Source organism: Chryseobacterium sp. CY350 (assembly GCF_027945075.1).
Lineage (GTDB): Bacteria > Bacteroidota > Bacteroidia > Flavobacteriales > Weeksellaceae > Chryseobacterium.
In genome coordinates this window covers 290,579-307,647 of the sequence record NZ_CP116034.1, presented here as the reverse complement: position 1 = coordinate 307,647, position 17,069 = coordinate 290,579, and the positions used below count along the sequence as shown (strand labels likewise).

The window sequence follows — 17,069 nt, the reverse complement described above, 5'->3', positions numbered from 1 at the left end:
AGTAAATCTGAACACAATCAAAATCTCGTTTCCCAATTATGAAACATATCCAAAAGAAATACCTGTTTGAAGATAATTTAAAGAAACATAATTTGGAAGATCACCCAGATTATGACGTAGTTGAAATTAAAGATCTCAATAACGAATATTTCAAAAAAGCGAGAAAAAGTCGCAATGTAATTATCGAAACATCTTTAGATGAGAAAATCTTCGCTTTCATCTACGACAATAATGGAAAGCATATCACAATCCCTATACCTGATTTCACCTTAGTCTATTATGATTTTGCTTATAAATTGAATGCTCAAAGAAAGCAACTTTCAAAAGATATTTTCGAGAAATTAAATGACTATTCGAAATTTTCAGAAGTAAATAGTGACTTATTATATAATTTTTATGGTTATTCATCATCTTGCATTATAAATTTGTTTACTTCGATAGAATCTTTTATTAATTCTATGCTACCTGTAGATCAAGAATATAAAAACGTTCTGAATAATAAAACTGAAATTTATAACCGAGAACAGATACAATTAAATATTTCATTTTTTGACAAGCTAAAAAAAGTTTTACCTCAATTCTATAATAAAAATTTCTTCTTGCATCAGACATTAACAAATCAACATATTTATAAGTTAAAGGAACTTCGTGATAAAATAATACATACGAAATCTGATAGTACAGGCGAATTACAGATTGAAATCTTTAGAGATTTATTAAAATTCAAATATGACGATTCTTTTGAAGCTGTTAAAAAATTAATTAATTTTTATAAAGTAGACTATATTGTTGATTGTTCTTGTAATAAAGATTTTTAAAATTCTAATATGATATAAACTACTATCTATGGATACAACAAATTTTTATAAAGAGATTCACTTCAAAGAAATTGAAAGAAAACACACTTTAAATAATTCATTTCAACTTCCAATACTCATTCTTACGACATTAGTTACTGTGAATATTTATATTGCAAAACAAAATTATAATGACTGCCTGTTTAAAATTTTGCAAATTGTACTTTTTCTAAACCTAATTGGTTTCATATTATGTTTGTTTTTTTTGCTAAAATCGTTTAATAATCTTTTTAAAAATCATAATTATAAAGAACTTGCTAACCCAAATGAAATATATGATTATGAAAAAGAATTGAAATCTGAAAAGAGATCAAGCGAGTTCGAACCTTACATAAAAAAGATATTATGCGAAATATCCGGACACAATTTTGAAATTAATAAAGAAAGAACAGAACAATTAGCAAATGCAAAAAATTTCTTATTTTTGTGTGTTATATTATCATTAACTAGCTGTGTAATTTATATTTTTTCAATAATATGAGCAAAAAATCAAAACCTAAAAGTGAGACAAAACCCGTTGTTGCGCCAAAAGTAATAAAGCAACCAGAGGCTGTGATCGTAAAGAATCACAAAGTAAAAAAAGACTAAAGATTTTTCACTTAAATTTAAATTCATCCCAACGAAAAGTCGGGATTTTTTGTTTTACGGAAGACCGTAATTATTTGATATCAAACACAGTTATCTATACTTTTATTAACCGATAAATTATTTATTATGGCGATGATTTATAGTTTGTATATTTAGCTACTAATCTTAAAATATATAATGATGAATTCACAAAAAAGTTTACGAGATTTAACAAACAATCCAGATGATTGGAACAAGGAGGATTTAAATGATGTTAATCAACTAATTCAATCAGTGAATCTATTAAAGAAGAGTGTTGAACCTTATGTAATAGATAAATCAGTAATAATTAAAAGTAAAGACATTTCGTTAAAATACTACAGAGAATATTCCATAATGACGTCAATTATAGAATGTTTTATTGAAAAAAATGAGTTTGATTATAGATATTTGACACAATCACTTTATAATAACATCTCAAATAATCTGTACTTCAATTTAACAGTGTCTGATATAAAGTATTCTATCAAGAGATTAATAACACTAGGATATGTTGAAGTTAAAATTATTGAAGAAGATACTCACAATCCTATTTTCAAAATTACTGATATCGGAATAGACCATTTCAGACAACAAACCCTACAAAATTTAGCATCTGCATCATTCTTTAATTATCATACTTATAATCTGAGTAAAAGATCTGAGAAAATGAATATCTTAATGATTATCATTGCTATCGCTTCATTAGTTGTTGCTATTTGCGCTATCTATGTATCAATAGTAGCAAAGTAGACTTATCTTCGATATTATAGTGATTAAATATACTATCAATGTAAAGGTGATGCAAATTTTAATAATATGTTTGATGACAGTCTAATAAAATCTATGCTTCACATTGTGACGTTTTCTTCACCAATGATGATAGATGTCAATATAAAGCCGAAAAAACATTTGGAAAACTGAATATTAAAAACATTGGTAATAAAGTCAAATGAAATTGAAAAAATTATAAAGTTATAAAAAAGAGCAAATATAGTTATGTAATAGTTGTGAATTGAAAATGAAAGTAGATTTTTTTAACATAACTGCAAATAATTGTTCAAATTATAAGGATTCAGTGATAATACTGAGTCATCATTTGAGAAAGCTTTTTATTTTTGTTGTATATATAAGAATTGAAAATATTAATATTAAAGCTATTTTAAATTACATATCTATATAAAAACAGAGATTCTATTTTTTTGATTTCCTTTTATGGGGCGTAAGCGAGTAATCATACTCAAAAGATCAACCGCGGAAAAATCAGATTCATTCAAATTATAGCAGAGAAAATTAAATATTATGGATAATATTCAAAAACAGGAATTTACATTAGAATTAATAATAAAATTCTTAAAAGAGAGAAGTGGATATTCAGACTATTATGGATTGCAAAGAATGCTTACCAAAGCTAATCTTTTTTATTTTGAAGCTGGATTTCTTGCAGACCGTCTTCAGCAATTAGAATATGCTGAATATAAACCTTCAGAATCCATAAAGCTAACACAGAAAGGATGGAATTTTATATCATTCTCGTATCTCAAACAGCACGAGGACAAACAGATAAATTTACATGAATTAACAACACAAAATCTAATATTACAAAATGAGAATTTAGAATATCAAAATTCTGCAATAACAAAGCAGAAAGAAATTGATGATTTAACAGTTGAAAATCTTAAGCTTCAAAACAAACAATTTACGCGGTATATTATCTACTCAATTATAGCATTTGTTTTAGGAGCAATAGTTACAAACCTGGAATTTATTTATAATCTTTTTGTAGACAAAAAATAGAAATATTTTATATTTTTAATTCTATTCAGAAAAAATAATTAGTCAAAAATATTTTCTTAAACATTGATTATTAGAATGATTTTACTTTCTACTTCTAAAAATAATGTTTTTATGATTACTTTTGTTATAACTAATAACCATATCAAATTAATAAATGTTTGGAGACTTCAATACTGCTGACTACATCGCAATTATTTGCTATAATATAGATTGCCGTTGTAGAGAAGAGCTAAGAAATAATATAATTACTTCTGAAAGAGATTATGTTTCGAGCCTAACTACTCTTATTAGAGATGCTTTTACAAGACACGGAATGAGGAGCCATTCTCAATCTATCAGGGGTGAAGATGAGCAAAAAATCGGTGTTGACGGAATTTTTGTTTTTAGACACAACAATTCCATTAAGGTTGGAATATTTGAAGGCAAAAGACCTCAAATAACCCAGGATAATTATCCATGGGACTATCTATCGAAGAGAAACATGTCTCATTTTTCTGAACAAATTAGCAAACAGCATATCTGGTTAGATCAGTTCGCCATCTGGGAAATGTTCTTTAATGAAACAAATGATGGTTATTTATCATCACCATTTGAATTTTTTGGAAGCACATGTATTTGGCACTTAAATTCATATAATCATATGAATTCTAACACTTTAATATTTACTCCTTGGAAAACTAAAAATCTTTCCGATCTGTCTATAACAAGTTCTCAAAATTTCTATTCAATAATTTTTGATATAATAAGTTGCAAACAAGGGAAAGTGTATTCTATTGATGAACTTGATATAAATGTTAGAATTGTCAATGACAATAATGAATCAGTACAATTAGACATTCCCCTTCCTAGTACAAATAATCAAGAATTTGACGAAAAAATAAATCGATTTTTAATTGAAAGCGATCTTCATAGCTACGTTTATTTAGACTTTAGTACCAAAAATTTTAAACCATTTAACATCTAAATGGATAAATTTATTTATAATAGCTAGAAATATTATATGTAGTAAATATTTCAGTAACGACGTTACGTAAAAAATTGTAATAGAAATTGATATTTACGGTTTTCCGTAAATCCGACTATCATCAAATCCGTACATTTAAAAACTTTCTTTGATCAAAAATTGATCAATTGTCATAACCATTAAAACTAAAAAACTATGATAAAAAGAGGCTCGGAATGGAGAAAATGGAATTTTCATGTTCATACGAAAGGAACAAATAAAAATGATCAATTTACTTCTGCAACTTTGGAGGATTTCTTTTACAGATTTTTTAAAAAAGCATTTGAAAATAATGTTCAGGCGATTGGAATAACTGATTATTTTTCAATTGACAGATATAAGGACGCTGTAAATTACTTAGCAGAGATAGATTTTAAGATTAATCCTACTACGGGAAATAAATTATTTTCAGAAGATGAAATTAATTTTCTGAAAGAAATATATTTATTTCCAAACGTCGAATTGAGAATGCTTCCTGCAACGGATAGAGCCCGTTTAATCAATATACATTGTATATTTAATCCGGATTATGTTGTACATCTTGAAAATGATTTCTTTGGTCATCTCGAAAACCAAGAAGGAAAAAAAATGAACAGACATGGTTTGACAGACTACGGCAGAGAGTTAGATGGAAATTTACAAACCGATGACCTTCGATACAAAAAGGGAGTTGATAATTTTGTGATCGATTTAAAATCTTTGAAAGAACTTATCGGAAACAATAACAGGTTTAACGAAAACTGCATATTTGTCGTGAGTAATTCTAACAATGATGGAGCTTCAGGAATTCAAAAGCATTATGACTTGTTTGATAATGAAGAAGGTTCATTAGACGGCTTAAGAACTTCAATATATAAAATTTCACAATGTATCTTTTCAAACAATACAAAGGATGTAAACTATTTTTTAGGAAAAAGACTTGAAGGAACTGAAGGTTACACTGAAGAAATTTATAAAAAAGAAGTAGAAGATGTAATAAGTCAGAGGGGGTCCTTAAAAGCTTGTCTTGTAGGATGTGACTCTCATTCAGAGACTACTCTATTTAGCAAATTTACTTGGGTTAAAGCAGATCTTACTTTTGAAGGACTACGTCAGATATGTTTTGAGCCTGAACAAAGAGTTAAAATACAACCATCTAGGCCAGACTTCAAAGAAGACAAGGTCATCATTGATAGGGTTAAGTTTTTTTCACCAAAAAAGACTTTTTCAGATCAATATATTTACCTTCATCCAAACCTAAATGTTATTATTGGTGGTAAATCTTCAGGCAAATCAATTTTATTGTATTCAATTGCAAAGACACTTCTTCCTGATCAAGAAATATTGTTAAACGAAAATGATGAAGAAAAATATAATTTAAAATCAATGGACGTACATTTTAATTTTGAAGTTACTTCACAATCAAGCATTTCACAGTCCATGTTCAGAGATGAAGACGAAAACTCTATTATTCCTGACTTAAAATATATTCCTCAGAACTATTTGGTCAAACTAGCGGAGCCTGAACTTAATAAAAAAGGACGTCCACTTAATAAATTAGTTAGAGAACTAATTAATGAAGACCCTGACTCAAGGTCAAAATATGATATATTTATTAAAAATGTTAGAGATTTTGATAAAGAAAGAGAAGATTTGATAAATCAGTATTTTGAATTAAATGATGATATTAATAAAATAGAAACTGACCTTAAAACAAAGTCTAACAAAGAGGTTTTGGAGACAAATATCAAGACTAATGATGAAAAAGTTGTTGAGTTAAATAAAGAAGCTGGCTTATCTGATGAAGAGTTGGAAAAATATAAAGAAATTCAGGAAAAACATGAACTCAATACACAGAAAAAAGAAGAATTTAGAAATGATTATAGGCATACTGTTGACTCATTAAAAGAACTTGGGCAACACACTGACAACTTAGCAGCTTCTAATCAAACTTTTCTTGATGGAATTAAAAATAAAGATATTAGAGAATATTATCGTCAAAAATTAGATATAATTACAACTGTTAAAAATGAGATTGATTCTCTGGCTAAAGAAATTAAAACTGAAACTAATGAGGAGGGTATTAGAATATTTGTCCACGATAATAAATATAAAGAACTTGCTACCTCAATTGAAAATGATATCAAAATCACTGACGAAGAATTAAAACCTTTTCAAAAAAATGAAGAAATTCAACAACAAGTTAAAATACTTAATGATTCAATAGCGTCAGATAAAAAGCTTCTCACAGAAATTGATCAGCTAAATAAAAGCAAAACAGAAAAAATTGAATCAATCACTAAATGTAGGGATGACATCTTTAAAATGTATGATAGTGTTTTTGTGGAATACCAACAAATCATTAATGACCTGAAAGATAGAACAACAGAGCTTGAAAAAGACGGATTAAAAATAGATGGTATTTCTCAATTTAATTTTGCGAAATTATACAAAAACATTTATGCAATTAGTGATGGAAGAAAAGCGCATTATAATAATTATCCTGAAATATTTAATGAGAATAAAAAAGCAACATCAGATTTTGAATATGATGTAATTAAGGTAGAAATTGAAAAAGTTTTCAATGAGATTTGTAACGAAAATTATGCAATTCTTCCGAGAGTTGACAAAAAGCAAGCAATTAAAACATTATTAGAGGATTATTTCTTTGACTATTGGAAAATTACCTATAAAAATGATAAACTTGGAGAGATGTCAACTGGTAAGGCAAGTTTTGTTATTTTAATGCTGATTATTGGACTAAGTAAATCTAAGTCCCCAATTCTAATCGACCAACCCGAGGACAATCTTGATAATAGATCTATAACCCAAGATTTAGTTTTTTATTTGAAAAATAAGAAGCTTGAAAGACAAATTATTGTAGTAACACATAACGCAAATATAGTTGTGAATGCAGACTCGGAAAACATTATCGTTGCAAACCAAAAAGGTCAAAATGACATTGATTCTTCAAGTAAATTTTTATTTGATTATGTAAACGGTGCTATTGAAAATACATCATCGTTAAATGCTGAAGAGAAAGATTTGTTAAAATCAATGGGAATCAGAGAACATATTGCAGATATTGTTGAAGGAGGTAAAGATGCTTTTATTTTAAGGGAAAAAAAATATCGCTTTGAAAAAGTGTCAAACTAATTAAAAACTTTAAATTATCAAAGGTTGACTCCAGAATATTTAGTTGAGCATTACTTTAAAGAAAAAGTAAGATTAAGATCAGTATCTAAAATATCAGATACAAATAAAATTTTGTTAGCTAACGGCATTACCATTCTTTCTCTATCAGAATATGATAGACAGTATACTCACACACCTGAACTTAAAGAGATTTATTTAGCAATAAGTAATTATAAAACATCAAAGAGAATTGATAAAATCGAAAATTTATTTGAAGATCGCAAAACAAAAACGCTTAAAAAATTTTATCAAACAAAAAAAAGCTTATATCAAAACATTACGAGCAGTAAAGTTGATCAGATAAATTATCTAAAAGAACAATCAAAAAATGCTGAAGCAGCTAATATAATTACTTCTTGTTTTAATAAATCCGAAAACAAAGAATTTGTCAGGCAATACGATGTTACTAAACAGATCATCTTGCAAATAAAAATCAACCAATTTGAGATTAATGAGAAGCTTCTGAACATTAACATTGATGGCAATCCTGAACTAATATTAGAGTCGCTCGCATCCATTATAGAAAAGCCTGAACGATTATCGATTTGTAATATTGAAATCGAAAGTGAATGGTTGACATTTCCATTCAAATGGTTTATTGATAAACTCACGATTGGTGAATATCGCAATCTATATTACAAATTTAAAGATGGTGACTCCTTAACAGATTTTATCGAACAATACATCGAAAGCAACAAGAACGTAATCGAAAAACGATTTGATAATCATATCTTAAATAGTTTTTCAGAACGGTCAATAATAATCCAAAACTGTATTCTGACATATTCCCAGGGACTTTTCTCAAGTGTTATGTACTCTATACTACCAACGATAGAAGGAATTTTATGGGACTTTGCAGATTTATATGATAAGTTTGAGAAACCTCTGTTTAAAACAGTAAACAGTAAAAGAGTTTTACTTCAATCGAACGGAAAAGAAATGATGAATTTTACTATTGGTGATTTAATGAATAAAACAGCAATTAAAGATTTTTTCGATGAACATTTCATTTCGTATTTCTGTAACGAATTATACAATGAAAGAAACTTGATATTGCATGGAGTAGATGTAAATAGTTTTAATAAAACGAATTGTGCAAAAAAATTATTGACATTTGAGTATTTAACTGTCGTTATCAATAATTTTATTACTCAACATTTTTTCAGTGAAATGAATAATATTTTTGATGATGAAAAACTTGAAAATATTACTGAAACAAATAAAATTTCAATCGGTGATGAAGTTAGTTTTAAAGCGTTGGTCAAAAAATATAGATGATAATTGGAAAAGAATTTAAATTTGTGAAATCACTAAAGAAATATTTGCCACAAAATCTGGCAAATTGTATTAGTTAAAATACTGAACTTTCACAATTTACTGCGAACAAGCAAGGGTATATAAAAACAGAACCCGATAGCTTGAGTAAAACTCAGGGGCATATCGGGAATAATATGTAGCAAATATAGTAATATTTTTTTATATTAGCAACTATTCCTAAAAAAGTTTATAAATGAGATTTGAAGATTTTAAAAATATAATGTCGGAACCACGGATCAATAGATATCTAAATGCCGTTAGTCTTGATACAAGAAAAGCTATGACATTATATAGAAAAAATTTAAAACTATCTCAGGAAATGTTCACTATAGTTAGTTGTTTCGAAGTAGCTTTGAGAAACGCCATCGATCGTCATTACACGAACCTTTTTGGACCGGAGTGGTTGAAAGATTTTGTCTTAGCCGGTGGACAGCTCGACACTGTTCAATCCAGAACAACCAAAAACATAATTTCCAACACGAAACAAAAACTTGGAGTCTCATATACCCATCCAAAGTTGGTTGCTGAACTAGACTTTGGATTATGGAGGTATTTATTTGCTAAGCCACAGTTTTTAGCTGGAGGACAAAATTTATTGCAGATTTTTCCTTCAAAACCTACAAGTACTCCAACCATACAGTATAATCACACCTTTATTTTCAATGAATTAGCGAAGATAAATGACCTTAGAAATAGGATTGCACATCATGAACCCATATGCTTTGTTCCTAATAATGCTGTAATTAACACTAATTATACTAGGCAAAGCTATAATCTAATTGTTCAATTTTTTAGATGGATGAACATTAACGAGTCTGAATTGCTTTATGGATTGGATCACATTATTAATGTCTGCAACGAAATTGACAACATTTAAATGAGTTCTTGGGCTAATATTAAAACACCTACACTCTAGTACTACCTTGACCGTATAAATTTCCTCAATCTTTCTCTCTCTGCTTGTTCTATAGATGAGTTAATTTCTTCTTTAATCGAGTTTTTAATCGGAATAAGATTCAGCTGATTTTTCCCCTTTTCTATAATTTTGTAAATTCTCTGCCAATCATTTCTATGAACCTCGCCTATATTGACATCTCCTGAATAAGTTCCGCCATTCCCCCTCCACCAAATTCTTGAAAAATCTTCTGTATTAGCATTATGCTCGACATAAAGCAATAGAAAATTTTCGAATTCATGTGAATAATAACGTCTTATTAATCTGATCACACAATTGACAAAAGGAACATTTTTTGCCTTTTTCACAATCATTTTGCGTAGAAAAACTAAGGCTTTTGCTTTGCCAGTTTCTGAGATATTTTTAAAAAACATATCTATTTCTTCTTCTCCAAAACCAATGCTTAAAGTGTTTTTAATGATACTTTTGAATAATTCTTCTAAATAATCGTCATTATACATCTCCCAGACAAAGCCTAGGTTATCGCTACTACTGATTTTCTTTCTGCCCGCAGTGTAATAATGCAATTCTACATAGCGAAAAATAAAATCTTTATCAATCTCTAATAATGATTTCAAACCATCCCTTTCATAATCAAAATGATTAGGATTCGCAATTATTTCTAAAAGGTATAGTTTCTGAAGAATAGTAATATCATCTTTAAGCTGGAAGGTAAAATTCTCAAAAATTTCATCGTCAATAGAAATAGGTAGTCCCTCAACCTTCTTTTTATAAATGATATGGAGAAAATCTGTAAATATGGATTCTTGATATTTGGAGAATTTGGATAGCCAGCTGAAACCGAAGTGAATACGATCGTCGATATTTTTCACAAGGCTGTACAGCTCCTTAACGTATAGTTGTGTTACAAGATGTTCTTCCAAAACTTCAAAAAATACAAATTTTAAGCGATAGCAATCAAGGTGTTTCCAACTTTTTAAAAATTTATAAAATAAAGAACTGAACTCTTCATCATTTGTAACCAAAGAAACGGCTTTGTAAGGAATGGAAATTCGAGTTTTTGCATGATTCTTTAAAAAATATTTTAAGAGTTCAAATCCAATTTTTTTATTTCTTTTAAATGTACTTTCTATGATCACATTAACAGAATCCAGGTTTCTTCCACTATCTTGGAAAGCTAAAAAGTTATTTTTAAGTAGGGTGCCAAATCTTTTAAAATCTGAAGTATTCTTAAAAATAAAATGTTTTGATATTTCTGTAGTCCTCATCTTCTTGTAATCAGCGTGACTCAGATTTTCAATATTTTTCTTCCGGCTTCCCCCAGTCCAGTCAAACACTTTAAAATCGTCGTACTCACTATTGCTGAACAATTTATTTAAATGAAGATATTTTATATTTGTGATCTTATTATATCGAAGCCAACTGACAAAATTTTGCACAAAATTAATATCAGTAAAACTTTTTGAATCTAATTTCTCTTCGATAAACGGTAAGATAAGTGAAAGATCGTAAGTCAACATTTTTTTATTCATATCACCAAAAAAGGGTTTCCAGTCATTGATAATTTTTAATACTCGTTCTGGATATTTATCATATAATAGAAAAAGGTGTTTCCAAGCATTTGTCCTGATGTACTTAACTGTTTCATTTAGAGGGATACTGTAATTGTAATGCGTAAAGGCATTTTCATTACGGGCTGTCTTGAAGACTCTGTTGCTGTGTTTCAAAAAATTAGAAGCAAGTCCTAAAAAAGCCTCTTTATAATGGATTTGTCCTTCATTTGATCTGGAGATCAATAAATTACAAAACTCCTTTTGCTTTTCAAAGTTATTATTGAACTCGTCATCATCATCGAAGCTAATATTTTCCTTAAGCCTTCTTATAAGTTCTGGAAATGCTTCATGATTTCTCTTTACATATTCAAATGCAAGCTCTACGGAACTAATAAAACTGTCTTCCGTGTAATGTGTAAAAAAAGGATTAAGTAAGGAGATGATTATATCCTCTTCATAAACAAATTCATTGGTACCATATGTAGAAATATAATAAGGATCATCTAATTGCTTTGTATTTACAACTTTATTGTAAATATAATATAATGTCTCTTCACGTTTATAAAACCAAAATAATTTGATAAACTGAATTATTTTCTCTTCATTGCTAATATGAGTTTGGAAGTATAAATCAATATCAAGTTGGATCTTTTCCAAAACTTCATGGTAGCCAAACGTATTGTTGCATAAAATAACAGTTTCTTTAAAACGGGAATTATATTTTTCAAAGTACTCAAAAAGTAATTTTTTAAAAGGCAAAACCTTATCCTTAATAAAAACTTTGTAAAAAAAATACGTTGACATGACCTGTTCAGAGATTCTGACGTACGAACCTTTTATCTCAACGAGTTCTCGCCGATGGAGTTCATCTATGGCTTCGTGAAAATCAATATGATTAATATCAAAATCATTAATTAATTTTTCTATAAATTCTTTGTCATCTCTCTGGATGGTAAAAAAGAAAGAAACTATACCAATTGTCTTTAAAAGGATTGGGTTATTGAACAAATCAAAGTCTTTAATAAATGTCTGAAAATAATGATCGTACAGATTGTAAACTCCTCCTTGTAAAAAATTCAATTGTTTTTCCATTGCAAGCTTTGCAGCCATAATAGCTAAACGACTATTGCCATCGGCAAGGGCAATAATCTTATCTTGGTATTTTGAATTCTTTATATTAAAGAAATCATTACTTATAAGCTCTCTAATCTCTTCATCCGAAAATTTTTCAATTTCAATTAAATCATAATCAATATTATCACTTGCATTGAATAAGTGATCTATAGCATAATCTCGTGCCGTAATAATTATCTTAACTTTACCTCTTCTCTCCTCGTTTAGAATCCCTAAAATTTGATTAAAATTATTAAGTTGTCTATTTGCATCATCAATTAACAATATATAATTTTTATTTTTCTGTAATTGCATCCTGACATCTTCCCATATATCTGCATCCTTGTTCACAATAACATAAGACGTGAAATCTATATTTTCTTCTTTAAACTCCTCAATTGATTTTAAGCTTAGTTTGGTTTTTCCGACTCCGGCAGATCCAGATAATACAATGATATCTTTATTAGCCAGGCTATTTTTTATCCGCAATAATTCTTTACCTCGATTTAAAAAAGGATTATCTAGTGGTGTCGAGAGATTACCTCCCTTATTATTATATTCTTTTATAAAAGATGACAATGGGAGGATTTGACCTGTCTCCAAAGCTATTCCTAGGATGTCTCTGGATAAAATGGGATAGTTGATATAAATATCTAAAGCTAATTTATCAAGACCTATCAGCTCAATGAATACATTTTTATCTTTTGCAAATCTAAATATCTCTTGCTCTTGCTTTACTGCCAAGCGTGAGTTAAAAAATAAAATAATTTTTTCAATTTCCCGAGAATCGATCTTTGTAAAACTTGAATCAATACATTTGCTGATATCTCCTTTTAATTTTTTTACTATACCAATATTTGTTGTTGTAAATTCAACAAATATTAATTTCCCTTCACCGTTTCTGAAAAAAGTATCAGGAGTTCCTTTTATGGGCTTTTGTTTACCAAACTGACTTCCTGCTCTACTAATACTTTGTAAGTCGTTTTCTTTAAAATTTAGGTATACATCGCATAGGTTTTGAAACGCTGCGCTATCAATACCTATTAACTGTTGTTCTATCAATTTTAATCTACCATTCATCTTACAAAGTTTAGAACAAATATAACTAGTTAAATTAAAATAATATCGTTTTTTGTAAAAAAAATTACATTAATCGGTTTTTATATTACAATAATTATTAAATTTGTAACAGAAATCAATCAAAATGTACACGGAAATTTTAAGAATTATTGAAGGGGGGTTAAATAAGGATATTAAAAAAATAAACAATTACGCTAGAATTTTAGCAGACAAATTAGAAAAGGATGGGGATGGAAAATTAGCGAAATTGATAATTAATGCATTAGATAACAAACCATCATCAATGGTATCAATGGATTCTTTACTTTCAAGTCCTGTGGATCAAGAAAGTCGGATGAGCATTGTTGATATTACAATGCCAATCAAAAATGATGGCGAGGTTGTTTTACCTCCAAATATTGCAAATAAAGTTAACGATTATATCAATCTTTACAGCCATCAAAATGAACTTATTAAAAATGGGCTTGAAATTTCTAACTCATTATTGCTTTATGGAATACCAGGAGGCGGAAAGACAACCATAGCAAAATATATTGCGTATAAAACAGGACTACCATTGATTACAGCAAGGTTTGACGCTATTGTATCTTCCTTGCTAGGTAATACTTCTAAAAATATCCGAAAGATATTTGAGTTTGCTGACGAAAAACCTTGTATTCTTTTTTTAGATGAGTTTGACGCCATTGCAAAAGCAAGAGATGATCAATATGAATTGGGAGAACTAAAGCGAGTTATAAATAGCTTGCTGCAAAATATTGATACTTTTTCAAAATCTAATCTATTAATAGCCGCTACCAACCATCCGGAATTATTGGACAAAGCAATCTGGAGAAGATTCAATACTGTTATTGAAGTTGGATTACCTAATCAAAACGAAACCGAACGTTTAGTCGTTAACTTTATTCGGGGACTGGACAATGACTTTTTAGGTGATGAAAAAAAATTAAATAGGATTATTCATAATTTGGAAGGGAAAACCCCTTCCTTCATAAAAACACTATTTAACAATATACTTGCGCAAAAGATTATTCGAAAAAAAGAAACACTGTCATATGAAGATGTCCTAATAGAAATATTTGAATCAAATCACAAAGATTTCAGCAACGAGGAATTAATAGTTTTCCTAAACGAGAGTGGTATCTCACAAGAACGTATTACCCAAATAATGAATATTTCTATTAGACAGGTAAGAAATAACTTAAAAACAAAATAGATATGGAAAGGAATTTACCAATCAAGTTCTTTCAGAAAAGAACTAATGATGAAAGAAATACTGAAGGAGGGGGAAACTCAACGCCCCCAAAATGGTACAATGAGGAAATCATCCCACAGAAAGCACAATATTTTATACAGACCTTAAATACGGTCTCTGAGAAAATTATAGAGAAAAGGAAGAAAGGCAATTATTTACCTAGCGTTATTAAATTAAAGATTAATGAGGAGGCATTAGCAAAAACTTACCGCAAAGAGATTGGCAAAATTTTTAACACTCAAAAAATGAATGTTATCGGCTTAAGCCATAATGACGAGGTTTTAGTTAAAATTGAAAACGAGGATGAAGTAGACAAAATTTCAAAAAAAATTGCAGTAGGTCAAAAGACTTTTGGCAGCCAAGCACTTAAACTTGGAATTGGAGCAATTGATGATATAGAAGAATATGACCCGGAAATAGATATCGATTCCGAAAACTTAGATAATGACATCATCAAGGTCAAATTATGCAATTATGGAGATCCAGAACTTAATATCCTAGCAATCAGGCTATTTGAAATATTTTGCACAGAAAGAGAAATTGAATACAGCAGAACCTTATACTCTGCGGATTTAAATATTTTTAAAATTCAGCATTTAACACTCGATGATTTAAATGAATTAAAAGATTTTGATGGTATACAATTAATCTCCGAAATGCCAATTTACCACGTAACTTTAGATGAGATAAAAGGGGACGAGGCGATTGATATTAAAATACCAGAACAAGACAAAGAATATCCAATTATCGGAGTTTTAGATAGTGGAATTGCAGGAATTCCACATTTAGCACCGTGGTTACTAGAGGACAATTTTACCAAATATCATGACGATGATGTTGATAAAGGTCACGGGACTGCTGTATCGGGAATAATTATATACGGCGATGAGTTGGAAAAGGAAAATTACACCGGATTTCAAGGTGCGAAATTGTTTGAAGCTATTGTATTCCCAAATAATACGACACAAGGCTTATCCGAAGATGAATTAATAGAAAATATCAGAGAGGCTATCAGTGAAAACGATCATATTAAGATATGGAACTTATCCCTAGGAACAAATAAGGAGGCAGATGCAACGGAATTTTCAGATTTCGGAAAAGCTTTGGATGAAATCCAAGAACAGCACAACGTTCTCATTTGCAAATCCGCTGGAAATTGTTCTAATTTTAAGAGCGGTATCCCCAGGAGTAGAATTTCTCAATCTGCGGATACCATTAGAGGATTAGTCGTAGGATCGATATCAAAAAATAAAAATACAACAGATCAATCTGAAAAAAACCATTCTTCTCCCTTTTCAAGAATAGGACCTGGTCCTTCTTTTACAATTAAACCTGAAATTTCGCATGTTGGAGGAAATGCAGGAATGGATGCGTACAACCGACTAATTCTAAACCCTGTTTTTACTTTTTCAAAAACAGGTGAAAGGAAAGGTGTTGTAGGAACAAGCTTTTCTACACCCAGAATTTCAGCAATTTTATCTCAACTGAATAATCTGTTAAGTGAAGAATTTAATCCCCTACTACTAAAAGCTTTGACAATTCATTCCGCTAAATATCCGCAGGAGATGAAAATGACAATTGCTGAAAAATTGAAGCATGTTGGATTTGGGATTCCATCAAATACGCAAGACATTTTATTTAATCAACCAAACGAAATCACTTTAATTTTACAAGATAATTTAGAGAAAGGAAATTTTATAGAAATTCTTGATTTCCCTTACCCACAATCGATGGTTGATGAGGACGGCTACTTTCACGGCGAAATTACACTTACATTAGTTACAGCCCCTGTTCTTGACTCTTCAAACGGTGCAGAATATTGCCAGTCAAATATAGACGTTTTATTAGGAACCTATGATCAGAAAATTGATAGAGATACAGCTAAACCAACAATTATAAATCCTATTGGAAAAGATGGAGCTAAAAATCTTCTTTCCCATAGCCTCTACAGTAAACCTGCAAGTAAAGACTTCGACAATCCTTACACTAAAGAAAGGCTATTGGTAGCATATGGTGACAAATTTCAACCAGTTAAGAAATGGGCTGTTAATCTTGATGAATTCACACCTTCAAATAAAGAAAAATTTCTGAAAAACCCTAAGAATTGGTATTTGAAAATCGACGGTCTTTTTAGAGAATTTACAGAGACAAAGGCTGAACTACAAAGAATCACGCCCAGTCAAGAATTTTGCCTGATTATAACTATAAAGGACACTAAAAACGAAGGGCATATTTACAACGAAGTAACCCAACTTTTAGACAGTTATAATTTTATACATCAAAATGTAAGGTTGAAAGAATCTGTGAGAGTACAGCTTAAAAGTTAATTATTTTTAAGTTTGCTTTTTCACATAAAGAAACAATACAATGACTAAACAAAATCCTGTTATTTAAAACAGGA

General features: G+C 29.4%; 11 protein-coding genes. 10 read left to right on the top strand and 1 reads right to left on the bottom strand.

What is annotated here, in order from left to right; translation table 11 throughout:
* Positions 1 to 38: 38 nt before the first annotated feature.
* From PGH12_RS01340 to PGH12_RS01305, 8 genes are all read left to right on the top strand, one after another.
* Entirely contained in the window at positions 39 to 818 is a 780-nt protein-coding gene (locus PGH12_RS01340; RefSeq protein ID WP_267597763.1) for a hypothetical protein, read from the top strand.
* Between the two features lie 28 nt (positions 819 to 846).
* A complete protein-coding gene (locus tag PGH12_RS01335) occupies positions 847 to 1,338 on the top strand; it encodes a hypothetical protein (RefSeq protein ID WP_267597764.1) in 492 nt (163 codons plus the stop codon).
* Positions 1,339 to 1,625: 287 nt separating this feature from the next.
* On the top strand, positions 1,626 to 2,216 hold the full coding sequence (locus PGH12_RS01330) for a hypothetical protein (RefSeq protein ID WP_267597765.1): 591 nt from the start codon (positions 1,626 to 1,628) through the stop codon (positions 2,214 to 2,216).
* Positions 2,217 to 2,765: 549 nt separating this feature from the next.
* Complete coding sequence (locus PGH12_RS01325; protein WP_267597766.1) at positions 2,766 to 3,260, top strand: hypothetical protein; 495 nt, start codon at positions 2,766 to 2,768, stop codon at positions 3,258 to 3,260.
* 154 nt (positions 3,261 to 3,414) lie between these two features.
* Positions 3,415 to 4,224 (top strand): hypothetical protein, encoded by an 810-nt coding sequence (locus PGH12_RS01320; protein WP_267597767.1) that lies wholly within the window; start codon positions 3,415 to 3,417, stop codon positions 4,222 to 4,224.
* A 195-nt stretch (positions 4,225 to 4,419) separates the two neighbouring features.
* Complete coding sequence (locus PGH12_RS01315) at positions 4,420 to 7,398, top strand: TrlF family AAA-like ATPase (protein WP_267597768.1); 2,979 nt, start codon at positions 4,420 to 4,422, stop codon at positions 7,396 to 7,398.
* A 24-nt stretch (positions 7,399 to 7,422) separates the two neighbouring features.
* A complete protein-coding gene (locus PGH12_RS01310) occupies positions 7,423 to 8,715 on the top strand; it encodes a hypothetical protein (protein WP_267597769.1) in 1,293 nt (430 codons plus the stop codon).
* Positions 8,716 to 9,073: 358 nt separating this feature from the next.
* Positions 9,074 to 9,631: a hypothetical protein gene (locus PGH12_RS01305; protein WP_476384933.1), complete on the top strand. Its 558-nt coding sequence runs from the start codon at positions 9,074 to 9,076 to the stop codon at positions 9,629 to 9,631.
* Between the two features lie 41 nt (positions 9,632 to 9,672).
* On the opposite strand, the gene PGH12_RS01300 is transcribed toward PGH12_RS01305, so the two are convergent.
* A complete protein-coding gene (locus PGH12_RS01300; RefSeq protein ID WP_267597771.1) occupies positions 9,673 to 13,416 on the bottom strand; it encodes an nSTAND3 domain-containing NTPase in 3,744 nt (1,247 codons plus the stop codon).
* Positions 13,417 to 13,540: 124 nt separating this feature from the next.
* Here PGH12_RS01300 and PGH12_RS01295 point away from each other — a divergent pair, with 124 nt between their 5' ends.
* Positions 13,541 to 14,629 (top strand): AAA family ATPase, encoded by a 1,089-nt coding sequence (locus PGH12_RS01295; protein WP_267597772.1) that lies wholly within the window; start codon positions 13,541 to 13,543, stop codon positions 14,627 to 14,629.
* 2 nt (positions 14,630 to 14,631) lie between these two features.
* The gene (locus PGH12_RS01290) at positions 14,632 to 16,995 is read left to right on the top strand and encodes a S8 family peptidase (protein WP_267597773.1); all 2,364 of its coding nucleotides are present in this window, start codon (positions 14,632 to 14,634) and stop codon (positions 16,993 to 16,995) included.
* Positions 16,996 to 17,069: the final 74 nt, after the last annotated feature.